14 protein-coding genes and 1 pseudogene are annotated in these 18,491 nt (G+C 61.0%); 7 read left to right on the top strand and 8 right to left on the bottom strand.

The genetic code is table 11. The features are described from left to right. Window positions 1–255: 255 nt before the first annotated feature. Genes BCL79_RS14625 through BCL79_RS14615 form a run of 3 tightly spaced genes read left to right on the top strand, consistent with a single transcriptional unit; the run spans window position 256 to window position 3,941 of the window. Complete coding sequence (locus tag BCL79_RS14625; RefSeq protein WP_070426511.1) at window positions 256–651, top strand: BlaI/MecI/CopY family transcriptional regulator; 396 nt, start codon at window positions 256–258, stop codon at window positions 649–651. After that, the gene (locus tag BCL79_RS14620; protein ID WP_121042362.1) at window positions 648–2,204 is read left to right on the top strand and encodes a M56 family metallopeptidase; all 1,557 of its coding nucleotides are present in this window, start codon (window positions 648–650) and stop codon (window positions 2,202–2,204) included. Before BCL79_RS14625 ends, BCL79_RS14620 begins: the two co-directional genes overlap by 4 nt. A gap of 9 nt (window positions 2,205–2,213) precedes the next feature. Next, complete coding sequence (locus BCL79_RS14615; protein WP_147433912.1) at window positions 2,214–3,941, top strand: serine hydrolase domain-containing protein; 1,728 nt, start codon at window positions 2,214–2,216, stop codon at window positions 3,939–3,941. 15 nt (window positions 3,942–3,956) lie between these two features. On the opposite strand, the gene BCL79_RS14610 is transcribed toward BCL79_RS14615, so the two are convergent. From BCL79_RS14610 to BCL79_RS14580, 7 genes are all read right to left on the bottom strand, one after another. Further along, on the bottom strand, window positions 3,957–4,688 hold the full coding sequence (locus BCL79_RS14610) for a hypothetical protein (RefSeq protein WP_147433911.1): 732 nt from the start codon (window positions 4,686–4,688) through the stop codon (window positions 3,957–3,959). 320 nt (window positions 4,689–5,008) lie between these two features. Then, window positions 5,009–6,010, bottom strand: coding sequence for a helix-turn-helix transcriptional regulator (locus tag BCL79_RS14605; protein ID WP_121042357.1), 1,002 nt, complete (start codon window positions 6,008–6,010; stop codon window positions 5,009–5,011). Window positions 6,011–6,122: 112 nt separating this feature from the next. Further along, entirely contained in the window at window positions 6,123–7,121 is a 999-nt protein-coding gene (locus BCL79_RS14600; RefSeq protein ID WP_220668927.1) for a hypothetical protein, read from the bottom strand. 39 nt (window positions 7,122–7,160) lie between these two features. Then, on the bottom strand, window positions 7,161–7,715 hold the full coding sequence (locus BCL79_RS14595) for a hypothetical protein (RefSeq protein WP_121042353.1): 555 nt from the start codon (window positions 7,713–7,715) through the stop codon (window positions 7,161–7,163). Between the two features lie 92 nt (window positions 7,716–7,807). After that, window positions 7,808–9,358, bottom strand: a complete 1,551-nt coding sequence (locus tag BCL79_RS14590; RefSeq protein ID WP_121042351.1) for a hypothetical protein — start codon at window positions 9,356–9,358, stop codon at window positions 7,808–7,810. 657 nt (window positions 9,359–10,015) lie between these two features. After that, a complete protein-coding gene (locus BCL79_RS14585; protein ID WP_147433910.1) occupies window positions 10,016–10,753 on the bottom strand; it encodes a DUF6988 family protein in 738 nt (245 codons plus the stop codon). Between the two features lie 32 nt (window positions 10,754–10,785). Next, the gene (locus BCL79_RS14580; RefSeq protein WP_121042347.1) at window positions 10,786–11,925 is read right to left on the bottom strand and encodes a YncE family protein; all 1,140 of its coding nucleotides are present in this window, start codon (window positions 11,923–11,925) and stop codon (window positions 10,786–10,788) included. A gap of 465 nt (window positions 11,926–12,390) precedes the next feature. Here BCL79_RS14580 and BCL79_RS20595 point away from each other — a divergent pair. Beyond that, window positions 12,391–12,493, top strand: a pseudogene (locus BCL79_RS20595) (transposase); the annotation flags it as partial. Between the two features lie 249 nt (window positions 12,494–12,742). On the opposite strand, the gene BCL79_RS14570 reads toward BCL79_RS20595, so the two are convergent. After that, on the bottom strand, window positions 12,743–13,216 hold the full coding sequence (locus BCL79_RS14570; protein ID WP_259462195.1) for a very short patch repair endonuclease: 474 nt from the start codon (window positions 13,214–13,216) through the stop codon (window positions 12,743–12,745). Window positions 13,217–13,245: 29 nt separating this feature from the next. Here BCL79_RS14570 and BCL79_RS14565 point away from each other — a divergent pair, with 29 nt between their 5' ends. From BCL79_RS14565 to BCL79_RS14555, 3 genes are read left to right on the top strand one after another with little or no spacing between them, the layout of a single operon-like run. After that, on the top strand, window positions 13,246–14,823 hold the full coding sequence (locus tag BCL79_RS14565; RefSeq protein ID WP_121042343.1) for a DNA cytosine methyltransferase: 1,578 nt from the start codon (window positions 13,246–13,248) through the stop codon (window positions 14,821–14,823). A 40-nt stretch (window positions 14,824–14,863) separates the two neighbouring features. Beyond that, a complete protein-coding gene (locus tag BCL79_RS14560) occupies window positions 14,864–16,984 on the top strand; it encodes a sigma-70 family RNA polymerase sigma factor (RefSeq protein WP_183073793.1) in 2,121 nt (706 codons plus the stop codon). Window positions 16,985–17,027: 43 nt separating this feature from the next. Beyond that, window positions 17,028–18,485: an ATP-binding protein gene (locus BCL79_RS14555; protein ID WP_259462185.1), complete on the top strand. Its 1,458-nt coding sequence runs from the start codon at window positions 17,028–17,030 to the stop codon at window positions 18,483–18,485. Window positions 18,486–18,491: the final 6 nt, after the last annotated feature.

The raw sequence follows: 18,491 nt of genomic DNA, 5'->3' as shown, positions 1-18,491 counted from the left end.
TGTTGCATGGCCTTGGTGCGCATCCTGCAGCCCATGCGGCATTGCGTGCTGCTCTGCGGCAGAGGCCGCTGAGCGAGTGCTGTGCCAGCTGTGGGCTGTTGCGTGGCCATGACGATTCATAGATACGCGCCGGCGACGTGGCATGCGCGGCGCCATCGTCCACCGTGCAGGCCGGCCATTACTAATTACATAGTTGACACGACCGATTCGTCGGGCGCACGATGCGGCCATCAACTAACGAACCAGTAGATAGCCATGGCCCGCCCCGTATCGCCTGCCCTGACCGACGCCGAACGCCGCATTCTGGAGGTGCTCTGGAAGAAGAAGGAGGCGTCCGTGCGCGAGGTCGCCGACGAGCTGTCCAAGAAGAAGCCGGTCGCCTATACGACCGTGCTGACCATGTTCAAGGTGCTGGACAAGAAAGGCCTGGTCCACCATCGCAGCGAGGGTCGCGCCTTCATCTACAGCGCCGCGATCACCCGCAGCGAGGCGCGCAAACAGGCGTTGGAGAATCTGCTCAAGTCCTTCTTCAACGATTCGCCCAGCGTGCTGGCCCAGCACCTGATCGATGAGCACGACATGGACGCTGACGAGCTTAAAGCGCTCCAGCAGCGCGTGGACGACGCATCTCCTTCGAGGACGCCCAAATGACCGTGCATTGGACCCAGGCCCTGGCAACGATGGCCGCGCAACATCTCTGGCAGAGCGCCCTGCTGTTCGCACTTGCGGCCTTGGTGCTGGGGCGCAGCCGGCTCAGTGCGGAAGCGCGCTCCTGGGCGCTCTGCGCGGCCTTTGTGCTGGCCGCGGCGTCACCGCTGTTGGTCCTGCTGCCTCGCACTGCACCGACGACTGTTGAGGTCGCGCAGCAGGCCCTACCGCCCTCAGCGACTGGGGCTTCAGTGCGGGTTGTCGCGCAGAAAGTGGACGGCATCACCAACACGATCCCCGCCTCCACCACGCCTACCCTGCTGCACGGCGCCGTGCTGATCTGGTTGCTCGGCACGCTATGGGGCCTGACCCGCTTGGGCCAAGGCGCATGGCAAGCGCGTCGCCTGCATCGCTGCGCGCGGCAGTCGCCCCAGCACGAAGCACTTCTGGGTGAAGAACTGCCTGCGGGTGCCAGCGTTGCACTATCCGATATCGCCCCGGGCCCGATGGTGGTTGGCCTGTGGTCGCCGCGCATTCTGGTGCCGACCACGATGGCATCCACCCTGCCCCCGGCCGCGCTGCATGATCTGCTGCTGCATGAAGCCGCGCATATTCGTCGGCATGATCTGTGGATCACGGCTGCACAGCGTGCACTGCTCGCCGTGTACTGGTGGAGCCCGTTCCTGCACCTGCTGGGCCGTCGGCTGGATCTCGCACGCGAGATGGCTTGCGATGAGCAGGCGGCCCTGCGCACCGGCAGTGGCCGCGGCTATGCCGATTCCCTGCTGACCGGTATCGCCGGACTGATGACACAGCGCGGGCGCAGCGCGCCTCTGGCCGTCGGCATGTCCGCCACCCGCAGTGGCTTGAGCCAGCGCATCGATGGGCTGCTGCGCCTGGACACGCGCTCGACCCGCTGGACAACGCGCTTCGGCTGGGGCGCACTGTGTGCGGCTGCGCTGGTCGCGCATGTTGGTGTCACCGTGGCCGCTACGCCGCGGTTGGGCAACGCGATCATCGTTGCAGAGAACGAAACCGCCACTACGTCGCGTACCGTTTCGCCGCACGCCGAGCAGCTGCTCAGCGCGGCCGGCAACGGCGACATCTCCCGCGTGCAGCAGCTGGTCAAGATGGGTATTGCCGTGGACACGCAGGTCGGTGGCGACGGCACCGCGCTGATCATCGCCGCCAAGCACGGCGAACTGGCGATGGTCGACGCCCTCCTCGTCCTAGGCGCGCAGCCCGACCTGGCCTCGCGCGGCGATGGCAATCCGCTGATCGCTGCGGCACGTCGCGGTCATCTGCCGATCGTCGAGCGTCTGGTCGGCGCCGGGGCCGACGTCAACCGTATCGTCGCCTTGGACGAAACCCCGCTGATCAATGCCGCCCGCTCCGGTGACGTCGACACCGTGGCCTATCTGGTCGAGCAAGGTGCCGACGTCAACCTGGGCGTGGTGGCCGACTTCGGGCAATGGCGCTCGCCACTGAACCAGGCACGCAACGATCGCGTCCGTGACTACCTCACCCAGCGTGGTGCGGTCGCCGGCAGACGCTGAGCGGACGCATTGCCCAAGGTTGACGCTGATCGGTGCGATGGCCTTCGTCGCCATCGCCCGCCACGCAGTTCCCTCTTTCGCTGCACCGTTTCGCCCTCTCTTCGGCGTGCACGCGCACGCCTGTCTTTCGCGCATCGCCCCCTCATGAGGTATCGCATGGCTTACGCATCCACTCCGCAGGCACCAACCCCATTGCGATTCAACCGCGCTCAGAACGGCCTGCTGCGCGCGTCACTGTGTGCCGCGATGCTACTGCTGCTTGCCGGCCCTGCAGCGGCGGCGGACCGCGAAGACGCGACGATCCGCACGGCGCTCGCCTCCGGCCTGCGCCCCACCGTGGTGCCGGCCGATACCGGGCTGCCGCACTGGTCGCTGCAGGAACGCATGGCCCAGCACCATGTGCCCGGTGTGGCCATCGCTGTCCTACGAGATGGCAAGCTCGTGCACAGCGCCGGCTACGGGACGCGCGAGGTGGGCAGGCAGGCTGCCGTGAATGCCGACACGTTGTTTTCGGTCGGCTCGGTCAGCAAGGTGGTCACCGCCGCCACCTCACTGCGCTTGGCCGCCGATGGCACCCTCGCACTGGACCAGGACATCGCTACCTACCTGCGCAGCTGGAAAGTACCCCCCACCGTAACCCTCCCAGCACCGCATCTGACGCTGCGCATGTTGATGTCGCACACGTCAGGGCTGGGCGTGCACGGCTTCGCCGACTACCTGCCCGGCGAACCGTTGCCCACACTGCTGCAGACATTGGACGGCGTCGCCCCGGCCAAGAACAAACCGGTACGTCTGATCCATACGCCCGGCGAACGGGGCGACTACTCTGGTGGCGGCGTGATGGTGGAACAGCTCGTGCTCGAAGACGTGACCGGCCAGCCGCTGGACACGCTCGCACGCAGGCAGGTCTTCGAGCCACTGCATATGCAGCGCAGTCGTTTCACCGATCCGCCCACCACCACCGACAACATTGCCAAAGCGCATGACGGCGACGGCAAGCCCACCGCCCTGCCGCGCGGCTGGCAGTCCTTCCCCGAACAGGGCGCCTCCGGCCTGTGGACCAACGCCAACGACCTGGCCGCGTTCGTCGCCGCCCTCACAGCCAGCTACCGCGGCCAGGGCGAGTTCCTGCCGCGGCCCATCGCGACCGAGATGATGACCGAGGTGTCGCCAAGCTGGCACGGCCTTGGCCCGCGCCTGGACGGTGCCGGGCAGACCCGGATCTTCCACCATGGTGGCTCCAACGACAGTTACCGGGCGTGGATCGAGGGATATCTGGAGACGGGCGATGGCTTCGTCATTCTTACCAACGGGGAGAACGGCGCTGCGCTGGCGACGGAAATCCGCAATGCGCTGTCCGATGCAATCGGGCGTGGGGTGAATTCTGCCGTGCGTACGGTTGCGCTGGACCTGCGCGAGCCGCGCTACGCGGACTACGCCGGGGTCTTCGAACAGGACAAGAACGTGCCGATGGCGCATCGCCGCGCGTTGGCCGACATCTTCGATGTGCCCGCGCTGCAGGTGAAGGTGGCTGATGGGGAGGTGCGAGTGGGTGTGGTGGGGACGAAACGCGATGGTCGCGTGTTGCCGGTATCACCGAATCGGTTTGTGTCGCCGGATATCGATGGGCTGGAGATCGAGTTCCATCGGGATGCGTTCGGGAAGGTGGATGCGTTGAGTGTGGTGTTTGGGGAGGGGCGGGGGTATTACGTGCGGCGGAAGCGGGATGCGCATTGACGTCTGACGCCTGCGTCATTCTGCCCGTACTGCAGGCGGTGCCTTCCACATGCCGACATCGATCCTGATGCTGCGGTCTGGTTGCACTGTCGCGGTGGAGTACACGCCATTGGCATGCAGCAGCACGCGCGTGCCTGGGGCGATGCCTGGATAGCGGGTCACCGCCTGATAGTCGCCATAGAACGCCGCCCACCTCGCCAAGCCCTCGACCGCTGGCTGATACACCCGCAGGTGGTCGTGCGGCAACGCCAACCCCAGCAGTATCCCGAAACCGCCGAGCAGGTGCGCAAAGTTGCGGTGCATGCCTTTGGCAGCATGCTGTGCCCACCGACGGACAATCGCCGAGGGCACCACTTTGAGCACGCTGTGCAGGATCATTCTGGCGAAGACAACCACTTGCCAGATCATAACGCCCAAGCCAGCCACCACAACAAACACCCAAAGCCACGCGAATGGATACAGCAGGAGAGACAATGCACTGGTCCCGAGCGTGAAGTCCTGACCCGGTAAGCCAGTGGCGCTGGTCATCAGGTTACGGGCGTACATCGCGGCAAGGACGAGCACGCCGATATGCCCAAGGAACACTAGTCGGCGGACAACCACGCTCTTCCAGGCCCGACGAAAGGCCGGTACGAGACGGACCAGCAGGCCGGCGCCCATGAAGACGACGCCAGCAAACACCACCACCTGCCCCCATTTCCCCCATTTCCCCCATTGCATCATCGGGCCAAAAAAGCCGATAAGCATGAGCGCGGCGCCCGTGATGTACAGCGTGGAATCCGTCCGCCACCTCCGGTACCAAGGCGACGAGGAATCAGGGGTCGAGTCGGTTTCCATTCGCGGGCCCAGTGAGAGGTGAAGGGGCGGTGTGGCCGATCCGTGGCGACGCCGGAATCAGAAATACACGAATCGACGGGTGGACATTCTGCTCCCAGATCAGAAGCTCCACATCAATGGCTTTCGGTGCGAACCCCAATGGATAACGCTCTTTCGAAGAGACGGGTAGATCGACTGGGAGATCGGAGTGGCCGAAACCAACAAGAGGCTTCAGGGCAGCCCCTGGTTGGTCAGGCACTGCCATAACCTTCCAGCGCCAGCCGCAGCTCCTCAGCAATTTCCTCGCGCAGGTGCACTGGCGCCTCTACCTGCACATGGCGGCCAAAACCCATCAGCCACCAGCGCAACGATTGGTCATCCTCTACCGTCGCTGTCAACCGAACCTGGTCGCGCTCTAGAACTTCAATTACCTGGTCATCCGACAAGGGCGTGTCGCGCAGGTGCTCGGCGGCCGTCGCATGAAAGCGAACAACCAGCGACACCTGTCCGCGACCCTTGAACGATGTCGCCACAGTGGACGCATAGCGCTGGAACTCAAAATCCACAGGCGGCTTGGCATCCTCGTCCAGCACCTGCGTGCGGGAAAGCCGATGCAGCGCAAGGTGTCGCACATCTGGATAGTCGCGCAGCGTGCACACGAGATACTGCGCCGGGCCCCTTACTATCAAGCCCAGTGGGTGCATTACCATTTCCTTTGGCTCATCAGTCCCCTTGCTGCGGTACCAACCCATCAGACGCCGCTGCAACAGGAGCGCCCGGTGAACATCCACCTGTACGTTCATTGCCACTTCCGGCGCTTTTAGCGGCATACCCGTTGGGAGAATGGCGGTCCGGCGGTGCCACTCGCTCCAGCCGGTGGCGGCAACCTCGCCACGCGCCATGTCGAACACGGGCATCAACTCGTTCATTGCCGTAGCTGGAAGCAAACTGCGAAGGTGAGCTTGCGAGAGCAACAGAGCGACGCTCTGCGTGGTGGACAATCGTGGCGTAAAGGCAAAGTTCGCGTTCTTGGCCCAGCTCCAGCCGAACGGCTTCTCCGCCTCGTCCACTACCAGCTGAAAGCGCGATGAGAGGTTCTGCAGATCCCGCTCAATTGTGCGACTGCTGGTCGTAAAGCCCAGTTCAACCAGCGCGTGACGGATCTGTTTAACTGTTATGCGCCTGGGCGCACGCGGGATCAGCCGCAGCATCTCCCACTGGCGCATCAACGTGTCGCTGGAACGATCCTTCATTCGTGCAACCTTTGGCCCAGCCGTGCCGCATGGCGGAACGGCAGTACGAGTAATGAGAATGTGAGCGGGAACCAGGCGCTCAGCACATGCCGATGCGCCCGGATGCCATCTGTCAGGCTGCCGTCGGCGAAGCCTGCTGCTGCAACTGGACGATCACACCATCCACATCACGCACCGTCTTCTCGGTGGAAAGCACCAGCGCGCCGTCCTTATCCAGGATCGGCGTATCGACCATCAGCTTGATCAACTGAGCGGTCTTGACGGCGCGGAAGATCTTCTCGCGGGTCTGCTCGGGATAGTTGCTGAAGTCCGGGCCATACTCACCGATGGCGGCACGGATGTCTGCAACGCCGCGGCGCAAAGGTACGCCGAGCTTGGAGAAGGTCTTGTTCGCAAGCGTGGTCACCACCTGGACCGCTGAGAGGCGCTCTGCAGCCAGCACGGCTTCGTCGTAGTGCGTGCGTGCCACCTGCTTGTTGCGTTTGGCATTGGCCAGGGTCGCTTCCGCCTTGGCACCCACCACAAAGCCAAACACGGCCAATGCCGGGCCCGCCACCAAGCCGCCGAGCACCATGGTACCGCCGGCCATGCCAAAGCCGCCCGCCGATAGTGCGCCGCCTCCCAGCCACGCCAACGTTGCGTTGGTTGCCGCTGCGCCGCTCAATGTGGAAATTGCGGTTCCCGTACTCGCGCTGGCCAGCAGGAAAGTGCCGTTGTAGGCGCCAAATGCCAGGGCTGCGCCACTGCCCAGCCCGGCGCCAACGCCCAGCCCGGATTCCATCAGCAACTGATAGTCACGGCGCAGGCCCTCCAGGGAAACAACGGAGAAATCACCATCCACCAGCCGTTCCAGCTCCGGCGACCTCAGACTCTCCACATTCTTCAGCTGACCGAACGCTTCGACGAAGTCTTTTATAGGACCATTGAAGGAGCGAAGCTTGCGCGCACCGTAGTCCTCCAGCACAGCATTGGTTTTCTTGCGCTGGTCGTCCAGCAGGCTGGTGCCGCGGCTGATCAGCTGACCAGCATCGGCATTTGCAACGTTCGCATCCTTGTGGTCAGACACGGCCTTGCCGCCCTTGTACAACCCGTAGATCGCGCTGGCGGCCATGGCCGCGCCCACAACAATAGGAATCATGTTCTGCTCCGGTTACTCAAGGATGATGGCAATGGTTCGGCTTGCTTCGGCGCTGATGCTCTTCGCGCGCTCCAACAGATCGGCATAGGTGTATTCGTCGATACCGAACTTATCTGCGAGCCATCGCAGCTGCGCCTCCTCCACAAGGGAGACTTCGCCATCGGCGAGGGCGAGTAGCATCAGTTCGTACAACATCACCTTCGGCACCGAAGGCTGAACGGAGTCGGCCAGCGCTTGATCAACCAGTGTGCCAAGGACTTCACATGCCACCCGCGCGCGCTCAGCCGGTTCAGCCTGTCGCACCAGTGGCAGCAGCTTCAGGCGCGACAGCAGCTCTTTGGTAACGCCGTCCGAGCGGTACACCTTGCCGCACTCACGCGCAAAACTGTCGAAGATCGCACGCTCGTGCTCGGACTCGGCCAGCGAGACGTTGCTCAGATCTGTGTCGCCAGTCAGTTCATCGTGGGCCTTGCCATCCCACAGCATCGGGTTGTCACTGACGCTCATCAGACGAGCAACCTTGAGGAAGGTCGCCTGCTCGGCGTCGGGCAGCAAATACAGGAACATCGTCTCTCCGGAATTTCTGGATAACGCGCAGGAAATGTAATGGCGGCCAAGGCGCGTGTATATTGACCGCCCGAAAGAGGATTCGGGTGCGGTCAGAGCCTAAGTGGGCGGTCACTGGCCATGAAGCATTCGAACTCGCCCACGCAGCTGAACTCCAACCTCGCGCCTAGCAGCGTGGCGTAGCTGTTGATCGCAACAGCGAATGCATCTGCCTCCAGGGCGGCTTCTGTAGCGTCCAACGCTGATACCAACTCGGCGGTTGCACGCTGCATCGCCGGAAGTTCGGCGGCCATGAAGTCTGCGAGTGCAGTGCGTTGCCGCTGTACCTCCTCGCGCGCTGCCTCATGCAGTTCAATCGCCAGGTCTAGAGCCTCCTTGGCCAGCGTCGCATTCCGCCCCGCCAACATCGATTCGCGATAGAACATCGATGACAACGTGCAGCCAATCATGCCGCCAATGGCAGCCCCAACCAGAGGAATCGGAATGGCAATCTGCCCGAGGGCTGCCATCATCCCGGCGGCCAACATGCCGCTCCCCTTCTCACCAATCTCCTCCATGAACTCCAAGCCATCGATCTCGCCGTTGGCGTAGCGCTTGATGCTCACGCCCATGGTGATGCAGACGTTGACCACCATCGCCGGCGCAGCGGTGCGCGAGAGCGTTTGCAGTCCTTGATGACCAGACTGCTGCATCACCGAGGTCAGCGTTGAGCCAGCGGAGGCGGAGGCATAGCCCATCGCGCCCGCCTTGACGGTGTCCATGGCCACATTCGTCATGGCTGCGCTCATCTGCTGGCGCTCTGTGGCCACCAGAAAGGCACTGGTGGCCAAGCTGATGGCAGCACCGATCACGGCACCTCCCTTGGCGCCCTCAACACCGGCCCGATGGCTGGTGTGTGCCATATCCCGCAGCGTGGCGATGCGCGGGTGCGTGCGGTAGAAAAGCGCGTCTTCGCTGGTCAGGCCGGAATCTTTCAGGTTCGCGGCCAGCTGATCGTAGTTGTCGGCATGTTCGCGCAGGCGGGCCGCCACGTCAGGCTTGCCCAGCGCATCAACGGCCTCCGCATTCGTGCGCAGCTTGGCGGCTTCCGTGCGGCAAGTTGCCTCGGCTGAGGCCATCTGCTCAGAGGGCAGCTCCAGCTTAATGCCTCGGTAGCGCGCGAAATCGCCGTCCGGCTTTGCAATCTTGTTCAACAGCGCATCGCAGTTCTTGCCTGCAACGAACTTCATCTGACCCTCGCTGCCCATGACTACCTGGCCATCAAGCACTTGCAAGCGATCCACCACATTGTGATTGCGCTTGTAACTGGGGTGGTCGTCGCTACGTACAGTACGCACGGGTGAGCCGTTGATGATCGCTTCAGCATTGTCGCGGCTGGTAGCCGCCACTTCGGCAGCATACCCAGCCTGGCTAGCCAGAACCTTGGCGGCATGTTCGGCCGGCACTTTGTACCCGGCGATGGTCTTCAGCCCCAGTGCAAACTTCTGGCCGGTGAGCGCGTCCTTGCCGGTATAGCCCTTGATGTACTCGGCGCCGGCGTTGCCATAACGCTGCACCACTTCGATCGTCGAAGCCGCCACGGCGGCGTTGAGTGATTCCTTGCTCACGGGCGCTGCGGCCTGATCGCTCTCGTCCTGTTCCATTTGCCGAGTCCTCCATGGAGCGTGGCATGTTGCGGGAGTTCCATCTTCATCGTGCATCGCGACAGTTGGTGTCGCAGCACGCCGTACCACGTGTAATCGGCAGGTCTCTTGTGATCTTTAGAGTGAATACCAGATGTCCGCTTCACTTGCATCGGTGCGACATGGCTTGTCGCACGGAAGAGAAGAATGGCTGTGGATGGAGTAGCGCTGGGCAGGGATGCCCCTTTTCTTAGACACTCTTAAAGGACGACCATGTTCAAGATCATTGGTGCGGTAGTTGTATACGGCTTTGCTCTGTATGGACTGGGGCAGTGGGTGTGCGATCAACAGGACGCTGCAGAGCGCCGTCACTAACGTTTCAGTTTCCTCAGTTCAGCTGCATCTCGGAGGTTGGCCTCTGGCTACCGTTGGTGCCGTACTCGCCAGGATGAATGCCCTTGATTCCGTTGCATTCTGCCAGTTGCCATCAGGCTGATTCTGGGACACGGCAGGGCGTGCGATTAAGTATATTCGCACACACTTTGCTGAGGAAACGCACAGCGTCACGCTTCTCAAGACGCGTTGAAATTATGTCACTCGAGCCGCGCCGGGACGCACTGTCCGGCGCCATCTCGGCGATGGAGTTTATCTGTACTTAGGTCAATTACGACATGCGAGTTAACTGATGCGAGTGCTCATGGTTTCTTCGGCGACAATGGGCAGGCAGCTACCAAAACGACAATTCAATGCGACCACCGTCTTCTGCAGCCCCGGCACGCCGGTAAGAATGGCTATCTGCATGGCCGCAAGCATTGCGAGGCCGTTGCTTTGCCTCACCGTTGCAATTGCCAACTCCGAGGGATAGCCATCGGCTTGACGGCGAAGTGGATGAAGGCCCGAATGGACGTAGGAATTCAGTGCCTTCCACGAGTGCAGTTTGAATTCCGAAAGGCACCTGACGGCTTCATTGGCCACCGGAACTTTGCCCAGCTGATCCAGCATGGCCCCGACGGCTGGCAACGAACGACTGGCATCAGCCGACTCGTTATCCAACGGCTTATTCAACGATTCCAGTTGCGCTTCGCTTGCACAGTAGAGAGACCAAATGCCTCTTGCCAGCGCTTCAAACTGACATCGCAGCATCGCTGGCGCACTGAGCGTCATGCCACTGCAGACGAGCACTCTCACAGCGGCAGCATGCTCCAGACTCAGACACGTTGCCTGAGCAGAGACACCAAGGCGTGTACTGTCATCGTAAAGAGGATGCGCCAGCAGCTCGCTCAGGTTCTGCATGAGGAGCTCGGAGCGATTGACCAGCCGTTCAATCTCCATGGCCGCACGACCTTTCGTCTGTGACGTTTCCTCCAGTGTGCGGACATTACGACGATCTGTGAAGACGCCGCCGTCCGGTGCCATGAGGCTACCGGACGGCTTCAGCCAGGTGAGCCTTACAGCGCAATCCGCGCAACAGACTCTTCGCTGCCCTTCGGCTCGCTGTCACCGTTCTTGACGGTCACGTACAGCACGTTCTTCTTGGCATCCAGCGCCAGGCTGTTCGGGTGGGTCGGCACCGCGTACGTGGCCACCTGCTTGTAGGTGTCGCTGTTGTATGCGGTGACAGTGCCACCATCGCGATTGGTGACGTAGAGACGCTTGCGCGGCGCATCCAGCAGGATGCCCAGCGGGCCGGCGTCGGTCGGGATGCTGGCCAGCTCCTTGCCGGTGGTACGGTCCAGCACCAGCACGCGCTGACCCGGATGCTTCGATTCGAAGCCCGAGCTGCTGGCCTGATACTTGCGGATCATCTCCGAGCCCTGGTCGGTCACGAACAGGCGCTTGCCGGCCGGATCAAGCGCGATGTTCATCGGTTGCTCGGCACTGACCTTGAAGCGCTGCTCGACCTTACCGCTGTCGGTGCCGACGGTGACGACCTCGGCCAGCAGGTTGGAGGTGTACACGCGCTTGGCCTTGGCATCCAGCGCCAGACCCGGTGCCTTGGCGTTGCCCAGGCCCGGAATGGTGTTGATGACCTTCAGCGACTGCGTATCCACCACGAACAAGACGCTGCCCTCACCCGAGTGACCGGTGACGTACAGGCGGCTGTTGGCGCCATCAACGACCAGCTCGCGCAGATCGTGGGTGTAGGCCGCCTTGCCATCCTTGCCGACCTTCTTTTCCATCAGCTGCACGATGCCGACCGATTTATTGGTGGCAGTGTCGACCACGGTGACCGAGGTATCGACCGTGTTGCCGACGTACAGGCGGTTGTTGGCATCGTCCAGCACCACACCGAACGCCTTGCGCTCCAGCGGGATGGCGGTTTCGACGGCCAACGTTTCCGGATTCAGGCGCAGGACCTGGGACGGACCGGCGGCGTCACCGAAGCCGCCCGAGGAGGCGACGAACACGGCGTTCTGCTTGGGGCTGAAGGCCAGCTCATAAAGGCCCTGGGCGACGGCTTTGCGCTGGACGGCGGCGGTGCTGGCGGATGCGGTCGTCTGGTCAGCGGCGAACGCGGACGGCGCGCCAAGGGTCAGGGAGATGGCGACGGCCAGAGCGGCCGAGCGGATTACGGAATTGCGGAGCATGCGAGCTTCCTTGAAGGGGCACGGGAGGGTGTCCTGGCTCGCTGGGCCGTACATGTGACGGCCGGCCCCGCATCTGTCTGCGCTGGGTGGGCTGGCTGGGTTTGCGGGGGAATGGTATCAGGGCGGGAGGGCGGGTGCAGCCACAGGCCATGTAGTCGCCAGGACGGGGCCGCGGCTGCCATGCAGCTTGAAGGTGGTGTCAACGGAAGAGCGCTTGTGCTTCGGGAAGAAGGCAGGATCGCCGACGCTGACTACTGCTATTACGCTGATGCCAGTGAAGAGGGAACCGGTAAGCACTGCTGCCGCTGCTAGTGCTACCGGCCACGATGATTGCAAGGGCCGACGCGCCCGAGTTTGAGTAGCGGAACAATTTGGAGTCCAATCCTCAATGACAGGGAGATTGGACATGAAGAAAGCCTTTCCCAGGAACAGATCATCGGCTTCGTGCGCGAAGTTGAGGCGCGCATGGCCATCAAGTCCTGTGCCGCCAGCACGGCTTCAGCGAGGCTTCGTACTATCTGTGGCGCAGCAAGTTCGGCGGCATGAGTGTGTCGACGCCAAGCGGCTCAGCCGCTGACTCCTGCGGCTCAGGCATTCGGCAATTGCTCCTACGGGCACCCGGCGCGACTAAAGAATCAGCGACAGGGGCTTCTACCCTGGTATGATCCCGTCAGGCGTCGGGGGGCGCGGCTCAGGCATTTAGAGTGGAGCACAGAACCCTGCCGCAGACAGATTGGGGCCGACATCCTGGATCAGGAGCGACGCCCTTTTTGAACGCGAAAATGACCAAGGGAATGATCGTAGACAGATGGATTTTTCACGACTGACCACCATCCAAGTCTCCACAGATTACTGTGCCGTCGCTGGTCCGGATCTCTATTCCCTTTCGGTCACTGGATATCCATTCCGAAAGGCAATCACTCGCGGCACTGGAGTCGAGTCGGATAGCGCACTCCCATACAACTGCCACGCGCCAGCTCATGCCCAGAAGCGACCTGACTACCGCCAGGTCGCGCTGTCGATTGGCGGAGAGTTTTGCATCCCAGAAGTCTGCTCGTGTCTCCGGCAGTCTGAAGAGAGGGCAACCCTCATGGCGATGCCAGAAGCATCCGTGTACGAACACCGCGGCCTTCCATTTTGGAAGCACAAGGTCAGGCTTTCCTGCGAGGCCCTTCGCATGAAGTCGAAAGCGGAACCCACGCGCCCAAAGTTGCCTTCGGACAGTGACCTCCGGCTTAGTGTTCCTGGCCCTGATTCTCGACATCAGCGCTGATCGAACAGCCGGGCTCATCACATCAACCATCTAGCAGAGACTCCGTCTTGACCGCAGTACGTAAGCCCATCGGTGTAATTGACATCTTTGCCGGCCCCGGTGGCCTCGGCGAAGGGTTCAGCAGCTTCAACCCCGAAGAAGGTGCCAAGTACCCCTTCGAACTCGCGGTATCCGCTGAAATGGAGAAGTCTGCGCACTCTACTCTCCGTCTCAGGGCCTTCTATCGCCTACTCATCCGGCAGGAAGGCCAGGTCCCGAGAGAGTACTACGACTATCTGGATGAAATTGCGAAGGGCGAGGCCCTTCCTCCGGCAGCACATTTCGGAAACGGTCGATGGAGCGACCTGTGGGCTGAGGCCGAGCGGGAGGCGCTCAACCTAACCCTTGGAGAAGAACGGGACAATCAGGCCCTCTATTCACGGATCAACGAGGTCAAGGATCAGTACGAAAAGATGATCCTCATCGGAGGCCCCCCGTGCCAGGCTTATTCCGTCGTGGGCCGGGCTCGCCAGCGGCATGTGGAGGGATTCTCCTCAAAAGGGGACAAGAAGCATTTCCTCTACAAGCAGTACCTGGGTCTTCTTGACGAGTTCTCCCCCGCTGTCTTCATTATGGAGAACGTCAAGGGAATCCTGACTTCCAAAGTTGGCAACAAGGAGATGTTCGCTGCAATCATGCGCGATCTCTCCGACCCTGCTGCAGCCCTGAAAAGGGAAAAGAAGGAGGGAAAGAACGGGTATCGCTATGTGCTTCTTCCTATCCACGTTGAGGAGAATCAGAAGCGGACCAGCGAACTTGTCGCACAAGATCCCTCTGCATTTATCATCAAATGTGAGAACCACGGAATTCCTCAGGCGAGACACCGGGTCATCATCATGGGCGTCCGGGAAGACCTTCTTCCCTGCGGAATCGAGGACTTGCCCGGCCTCAATGCCGCAGAGCCAGTCAGTGTCAAGAAGGCCCTCGCGGGGCTTCCCAGGCTAAGAAGCGGACTGAGCCGCAAACAGGACGATCCCGACGAATGGCGAAAGGCCATGGAATCGGAAAGGGATCGCTTGGTCCGGATTCTGGGTAACTCCCATCCAGAGCTGATCGCCAAGCTCAGCTCAATTTTGCCTTCCGGCGGGCTTCCGCGCGGCTCGATCAAGTACACCCAGGACAGCAATCCTTACGTTAAGCAACTCAGGAGCGACTCTCAGAAATCCGTGCTAAACCATGAGACTCGGGGCCACATGAAAACCGACCTCGGACGCTACCTTTTTTGCGCGACCTTTGCCCGGGAGCACGACAGATCACCGACCAGCCGTGACTTCCCAAAGAAGCTCGCGCCTGATCACTTGAACTGGGAAAGTGGTTCGTTCTCGGATCGCTTCCGCGTTCAGCTCAAGGCCAAGCCGTCAAACACGGTTACTAGCCACCTTTCAAGAGATGGTCACGCGTTCATCCATTGGGATCCTCGCCAATGCCGAAGTCTCACCGTCAGAGAGGCCGCTCGGTTGCAGTCGTTCCCCGACGACTATGTTTTCCTCGGCAACAGGACTCAACAATTTGTACAGGTCGGAAATGCAGTTCCGCCTTTGATTGCCAGACAGATCGCCAGAGTCGTGTGGTCGATACTCAGCTAGGCGAAGGGTTCAACAGGGGGAACCAATGAATCAAGGGGAAATGGAGTCCCTGGGCTCTACAGGTACCCGGGCTGGCAGTGAAGCCAGCGCCGGGGAAGAGCGGCATTCATCGCTGAAGCCACTCCTTCGACTCGCCGCGCTTCGCGGCGATGCGGAGCATGTGTTGCGCTACCTACAACTTGGGGGTGACGTGGAGGCACGTGACCAGCAAGGGCGGACACTGCACATGCTTGCCGCTTCCAAAGGGCACGTGGATCTCTGCCGCCTGATTTTGGAGCACTCTCTCGAGATTGAGCGGCTGGCACTCCAGAAGAACGTCGATTCAGCAGCCACGCTGGACGGGGCCCGGAGCAATGAGCGCGTCGGTGTAGCCGACAACTCTGCTCAAATGCCAGCGACTGATTCCACACCGAGCTCCTCTCCCGAAGGTCACGAATTCGAGCCCGAGTTCTTTGCGGCCTGGGAGGAAGAAGTCGCAACCGAAGTGCCAATGGAGGATCCCACGCTTCGATCGACAATACAGGTCGTGCAGGAAGTTATTTCCAAGCACGTGATTGTCGATAACGATGAGGACTGGAATGATCTGGCGAAGCAACTCCCAAGTCACGCCGAAATCTCACTGATCCGGGAGCTAAATCACAGTTCAACCCATGCACTCTTCGAAGCGGTAGTCCACCGCGGCCAAGTGGAGGGCAACTTCAGTTCTCAGGACCTCGAGGTCATCTCTCGTGAGATTAAAGGCGATGAGAACGGCGATTTACTTCGCCAGCTCACCATCCTCATGGGCCAGATTGACGCCGTACCAGAAGAGGATGATGGGTGGCTGCTTCCTCTGCATCTACAACAGGATAGCGAACCAACATCGGATAGCGATATCGGTGAATTGGAGCAGTACATGCAGGATCTCTCGTCCACAACGAACGATCCCTACTTCCACTTCGCAAAGATTGCCCAGTCGTCTGTTCTGCTGGACCGTATGGGCGAAGAGCGTATTGGGCTTCTGCTGGACTTGTCCCTCAAGGACGCGTATCGAGCCATCGCTGAAAGCCCCCACGCTGTCGCGTCGATAGCAGGCCTAGCGACAGACTTTGAGCGGGGACGCGTCTCCGTCGGCCAGATCAGCCACATCAGCAGCGAGGACGATGAGCGCGCCAGTGATCTTCTCGATGCCTCGGATGACGCCGATGATGATGTCCCCCTGGCCCGGCCCGTCACTGGACTGAACCTGAGCGACATGCTGGACAGGGCACGCTGCGTATGTTTTGCCTTCCAGGAAAGTCCAGACAACCAAGGCCTGGCGAGGAATGCCTTGGCCGCAGTATCTGCGTTGGAGCTGAGCTCATCAACCGTTAAGCGATTTGACAAGGAGTTCGACGCGGCTGGGTGCACAAGCGCACTACTGCGTAGAGCAGTGCAGCGTCTATCACGCCTTGAGCTCGAGATGTTCCATGCCAACGTTCGACTCGCGGTGCACGTGGCAGACAGCCACGCGTGGAGCACCCTGTCACGTATGGATCGCATTCAGGAGTCCCTGATCGGCCTGCTCAAGGCCATCGACAGATTCGATTACGCGAGGGGCAACAAGTTCTCTACCTACGCTATGTGGTGGTTGAAACAGTCCGTTGGACGGGCCATCGGTGACACGGCACGTGTCATAAGGTTGCCCATACACGTCATGGAAAAGATCAACAAGGTTTCAAAGGCAGTCAGAATCCTCCGTGAGGAGTCTTTCGATGACATGCGCGCCGAGGACATCGCCAAGAACTGCGATCTCTCAGTCGGGGATGTAGCAAAGTTAATGAATGTGGCGCACGACGCGGTCTCTTGGGATCAGCAGCACGAGATAGCGGATCTGGTCCTCGCCACGCCAGACACCTTCCAGTCGCCGGAGGAAGTCACGGATGTCTACCTGCGTAAGCGAGCAATCGATGAGTGCCTCAGCGCACTCGGCTCAAAGGAAGCCGAAGTCATCCGACATCGGTTTGGGTTGATCGACGGCAACGACAAGACGTTGGAGGAAGTCGGCCAGATCTTTGGCGTGACTCGAGAGCGGATACGTCAGATTGAGGCCAAGGCGCTGAGACTGATGCGCCATCCGGCGCGACGTCTCAGGGAGTTGGTCAATGGAAAGCCGGAGGCTGACGATGCAGCAGAGCAGTAAGGGAAGGCCACAAGGAAGAAATGCTCCCCCCAGGGCTGACGCCATGGTTGAGGCCCTGCGCGGACTGGGCTACACGACGGCCACGGCACTGGCAGACCTGGTGGATAACAGCATTTCCGCTGGCTCCGGCCAAGTGGAAATCGGGTTCAATTGGTCGGGCGTCGACAGCTGGATTTCCATTGCAGATGACGGCAGAGGCATGAACGATGATGAGCTCTTCAGCGCTATGCGCCTCGGCGACCGCAACCCCTTGGACGTACGGGGGGCCTCGGACTTGGGTCGCTTTGGCTTGGGATTGAAGACAGCATCGTTCTCACAGGCCAGAAGGCTGACTGTTCTGAGCATCAAGGATGGTCAATCGAGCTGCCTGCGCTGGGATCTGGATGTCCTGGCTTCCGATCCGAACGGCGAATGGCACCTTCTTGATGGGCCCGACTCATCCTCCGAGGCACGCCTGGTCCAGCACAATGCTCAGCCATCAGGAACAGTGGTCCTGTGGGAACAGCTTGATCGGATTATCACTGAAGGCTTCTCGGCCAGGCATTTCCTAGACCTCATTGATGACGTGGAGCTCCACCTCGCAATGATCTTCCACCGCTACCTTGACGGCAGCGGCCCCGGCATTAAGCTGCGGCTCAACGGGAAACCTGTCAGGCCATGGGACCCATTCCTATCGTCGAATCCGGCGACCTGGAGGTCACCCGAATCGAGCGTTGGCGAAGGTAGCCTGAGAATCACCAGCCAGGCTTTCGTACTTCCACACAAGGACCGCCTCAACGACAAGGCCTACGCTGAAGCGGGCGGAATCGAGGGCTGGTCAAGCCAGCAAGGCTTCTACATCTATCGGGGACGGAGACTCCTGGTTGCAGGCAGCTGGCTCGGCCTTGGGCGTGGACGCTCCTGGTCCAAGGACGAGGCCCACAGGCTCGCACGCATCCGGCTGGACCTGCCCAACGATCTTGATGCGCAATGGAAGATCGACATCCGCAAATCATCCGCCCATCCTCCCGCTGCACTGCGGGATCAGCTCTATCGACTAGCCGAAGACGCCCGAGATAGAGCGCGCAAGGTTTTCCTGCATCGCGCGCATTCGAATTCATCGCTGGGCCGCCGCGACGAGGTCGTACCCGTTTGGCAGTCGAGAGAGACGGCCACAGGGCGGCGCTACCGTGTCGACCGTACACATGCGGCGGTGAAAGAGCTTCTGGATGACTCCGCGTACGGCACCAAGGTTGAAGCGATGCTGCGCGTCCTCGAAGAAACCATCCCCGTGCAGAGAATATGGCTTGAAGCTGCGGAAAGCGGAGAGCATGCAAAGGGGGGATTCACAGGGGAGCCCGACGATTCAGTTCGAGAGGTTCTCAATGTGATCTACCGGAGCCTGGTGGAGAAGAAGGGAATGTCGCCAAGCATGGCAAAACGACAACTTCTAAGAACCGAACCCTTCGATCTCCACTCAGATCTGGTCAAGAATTTGCCGGACAACATCTCCAAGGACTGAAGAGAG

Origin of the sequence: Stenotrophomonas rhizophila (genome assembly GCF_003651185.1) — a bacterium.
In the GTDB taxonomy this organism is placed as follows: Bacteria; Pseudomonadota; Gammaproteobacteria; order Xanthomonadales; family Xanthomonadaceae; genus Stenotrophomonas; species Stenotrophomonas maltophilia_Z.
Note: the sequence above shows the minus strand (reverse complement) of the source record. Positions and strands in the feature narration are given on the sequence as shown.

What these genes read in the sequence shown, in the direction of transcription:
- BCL79_RS14625 (WP_070426511.1), top strand. Translation starts at nt 256, where the DNA reads ATGGCCCGCCCCGTATCGCCTGCCCTGACCGACGCCGAACGCCGCATT.
- BCL79_RS14620 (WP_121042362.1), top strand. Translation starts at nt 648, where the DNA reads ATGACCGTGCATTGGACCCAGGCCCTGGCAACGATGGCCGCGCAACAT.
- BCL79_RS14610 (WP_147433911.1), bottom strand. Translation starts at nt 4,688, where the DNA reads ATGCTTATCGGCTTTTTTGGCCCGATGATGCAATGGGGGAAATGGGGG.
- BCL79_RS14605 (WP_121042357.1), bottom strand. Translation starts at nt 6,010, where the DNA reads ATGAAGGATCGTTCCAGCGACACGTTGATGCGCCAGTGGGAGATGCTG.
- BCL79_RS14600 (WP_220668927.1), bottom strand. Translation starts at nt 7,121, where the DNA reads ATGGCCGCCAGCGCGATCTACGGGTTGTACAAGGGCGGCAAGGCCGTG.
- BCL79_RS14595 (WP_121042353.1), bottom strand. Translation starts at nt 7,715, where the DNA reads ATGTTCCTGTATTTGCTGCCCGACGCCGAGCAGGCGACCTTCCTCAAG.
- BCL79_RS14590 (WP_121042351.1), bottom strand. Translation starts at nt 9,358, where the DNA reads ATGGAACAGGACGAGAGCGATCAGGCCGCAGCGCCCGTGAGCAAGGAA.
- BCL79_RS14585 (WP_147433910.1), bottom strand. Translation starts at nt 10,753, where the DNA reads ATGGCACCGGACGGCGGCGTCTTCACAGATCGTCGTAATGTCCGCACA.
- BCL79_RS14580 (WP_121042347.1), bottom strand. Translation starts at nt 11,925, where the DNA reads ATGCTCCGCAATTCCGTAATCCGCTCGGCCGCTCTGGCCGTCGCCATC.
- BCL79_RS14570 (WP_259462195.1), bottom strand. Translation starts at nt 13,216, where the DNA reads ATGAGCCCGGCTGTTCGATCAGCGCTGATGTCGAGAATCAGGGCCAGG.
- BCL79_RS14560 (WP_183073793.1), top strand. Translation starts at nt 14,864, where the DNA reads ATGGAGTCCCTGGGCTCTACAGGTACCCGGGCTGGCAGTGAAGCCAGC.
- BCL79_RS14555 (WP_259462185.1), top strand. Translation starts at nt 17,028, where the DNA reads ATGGTTGAGGCCCTGCGCGGACTGGGCTACACGACGGCCACGGCACTG.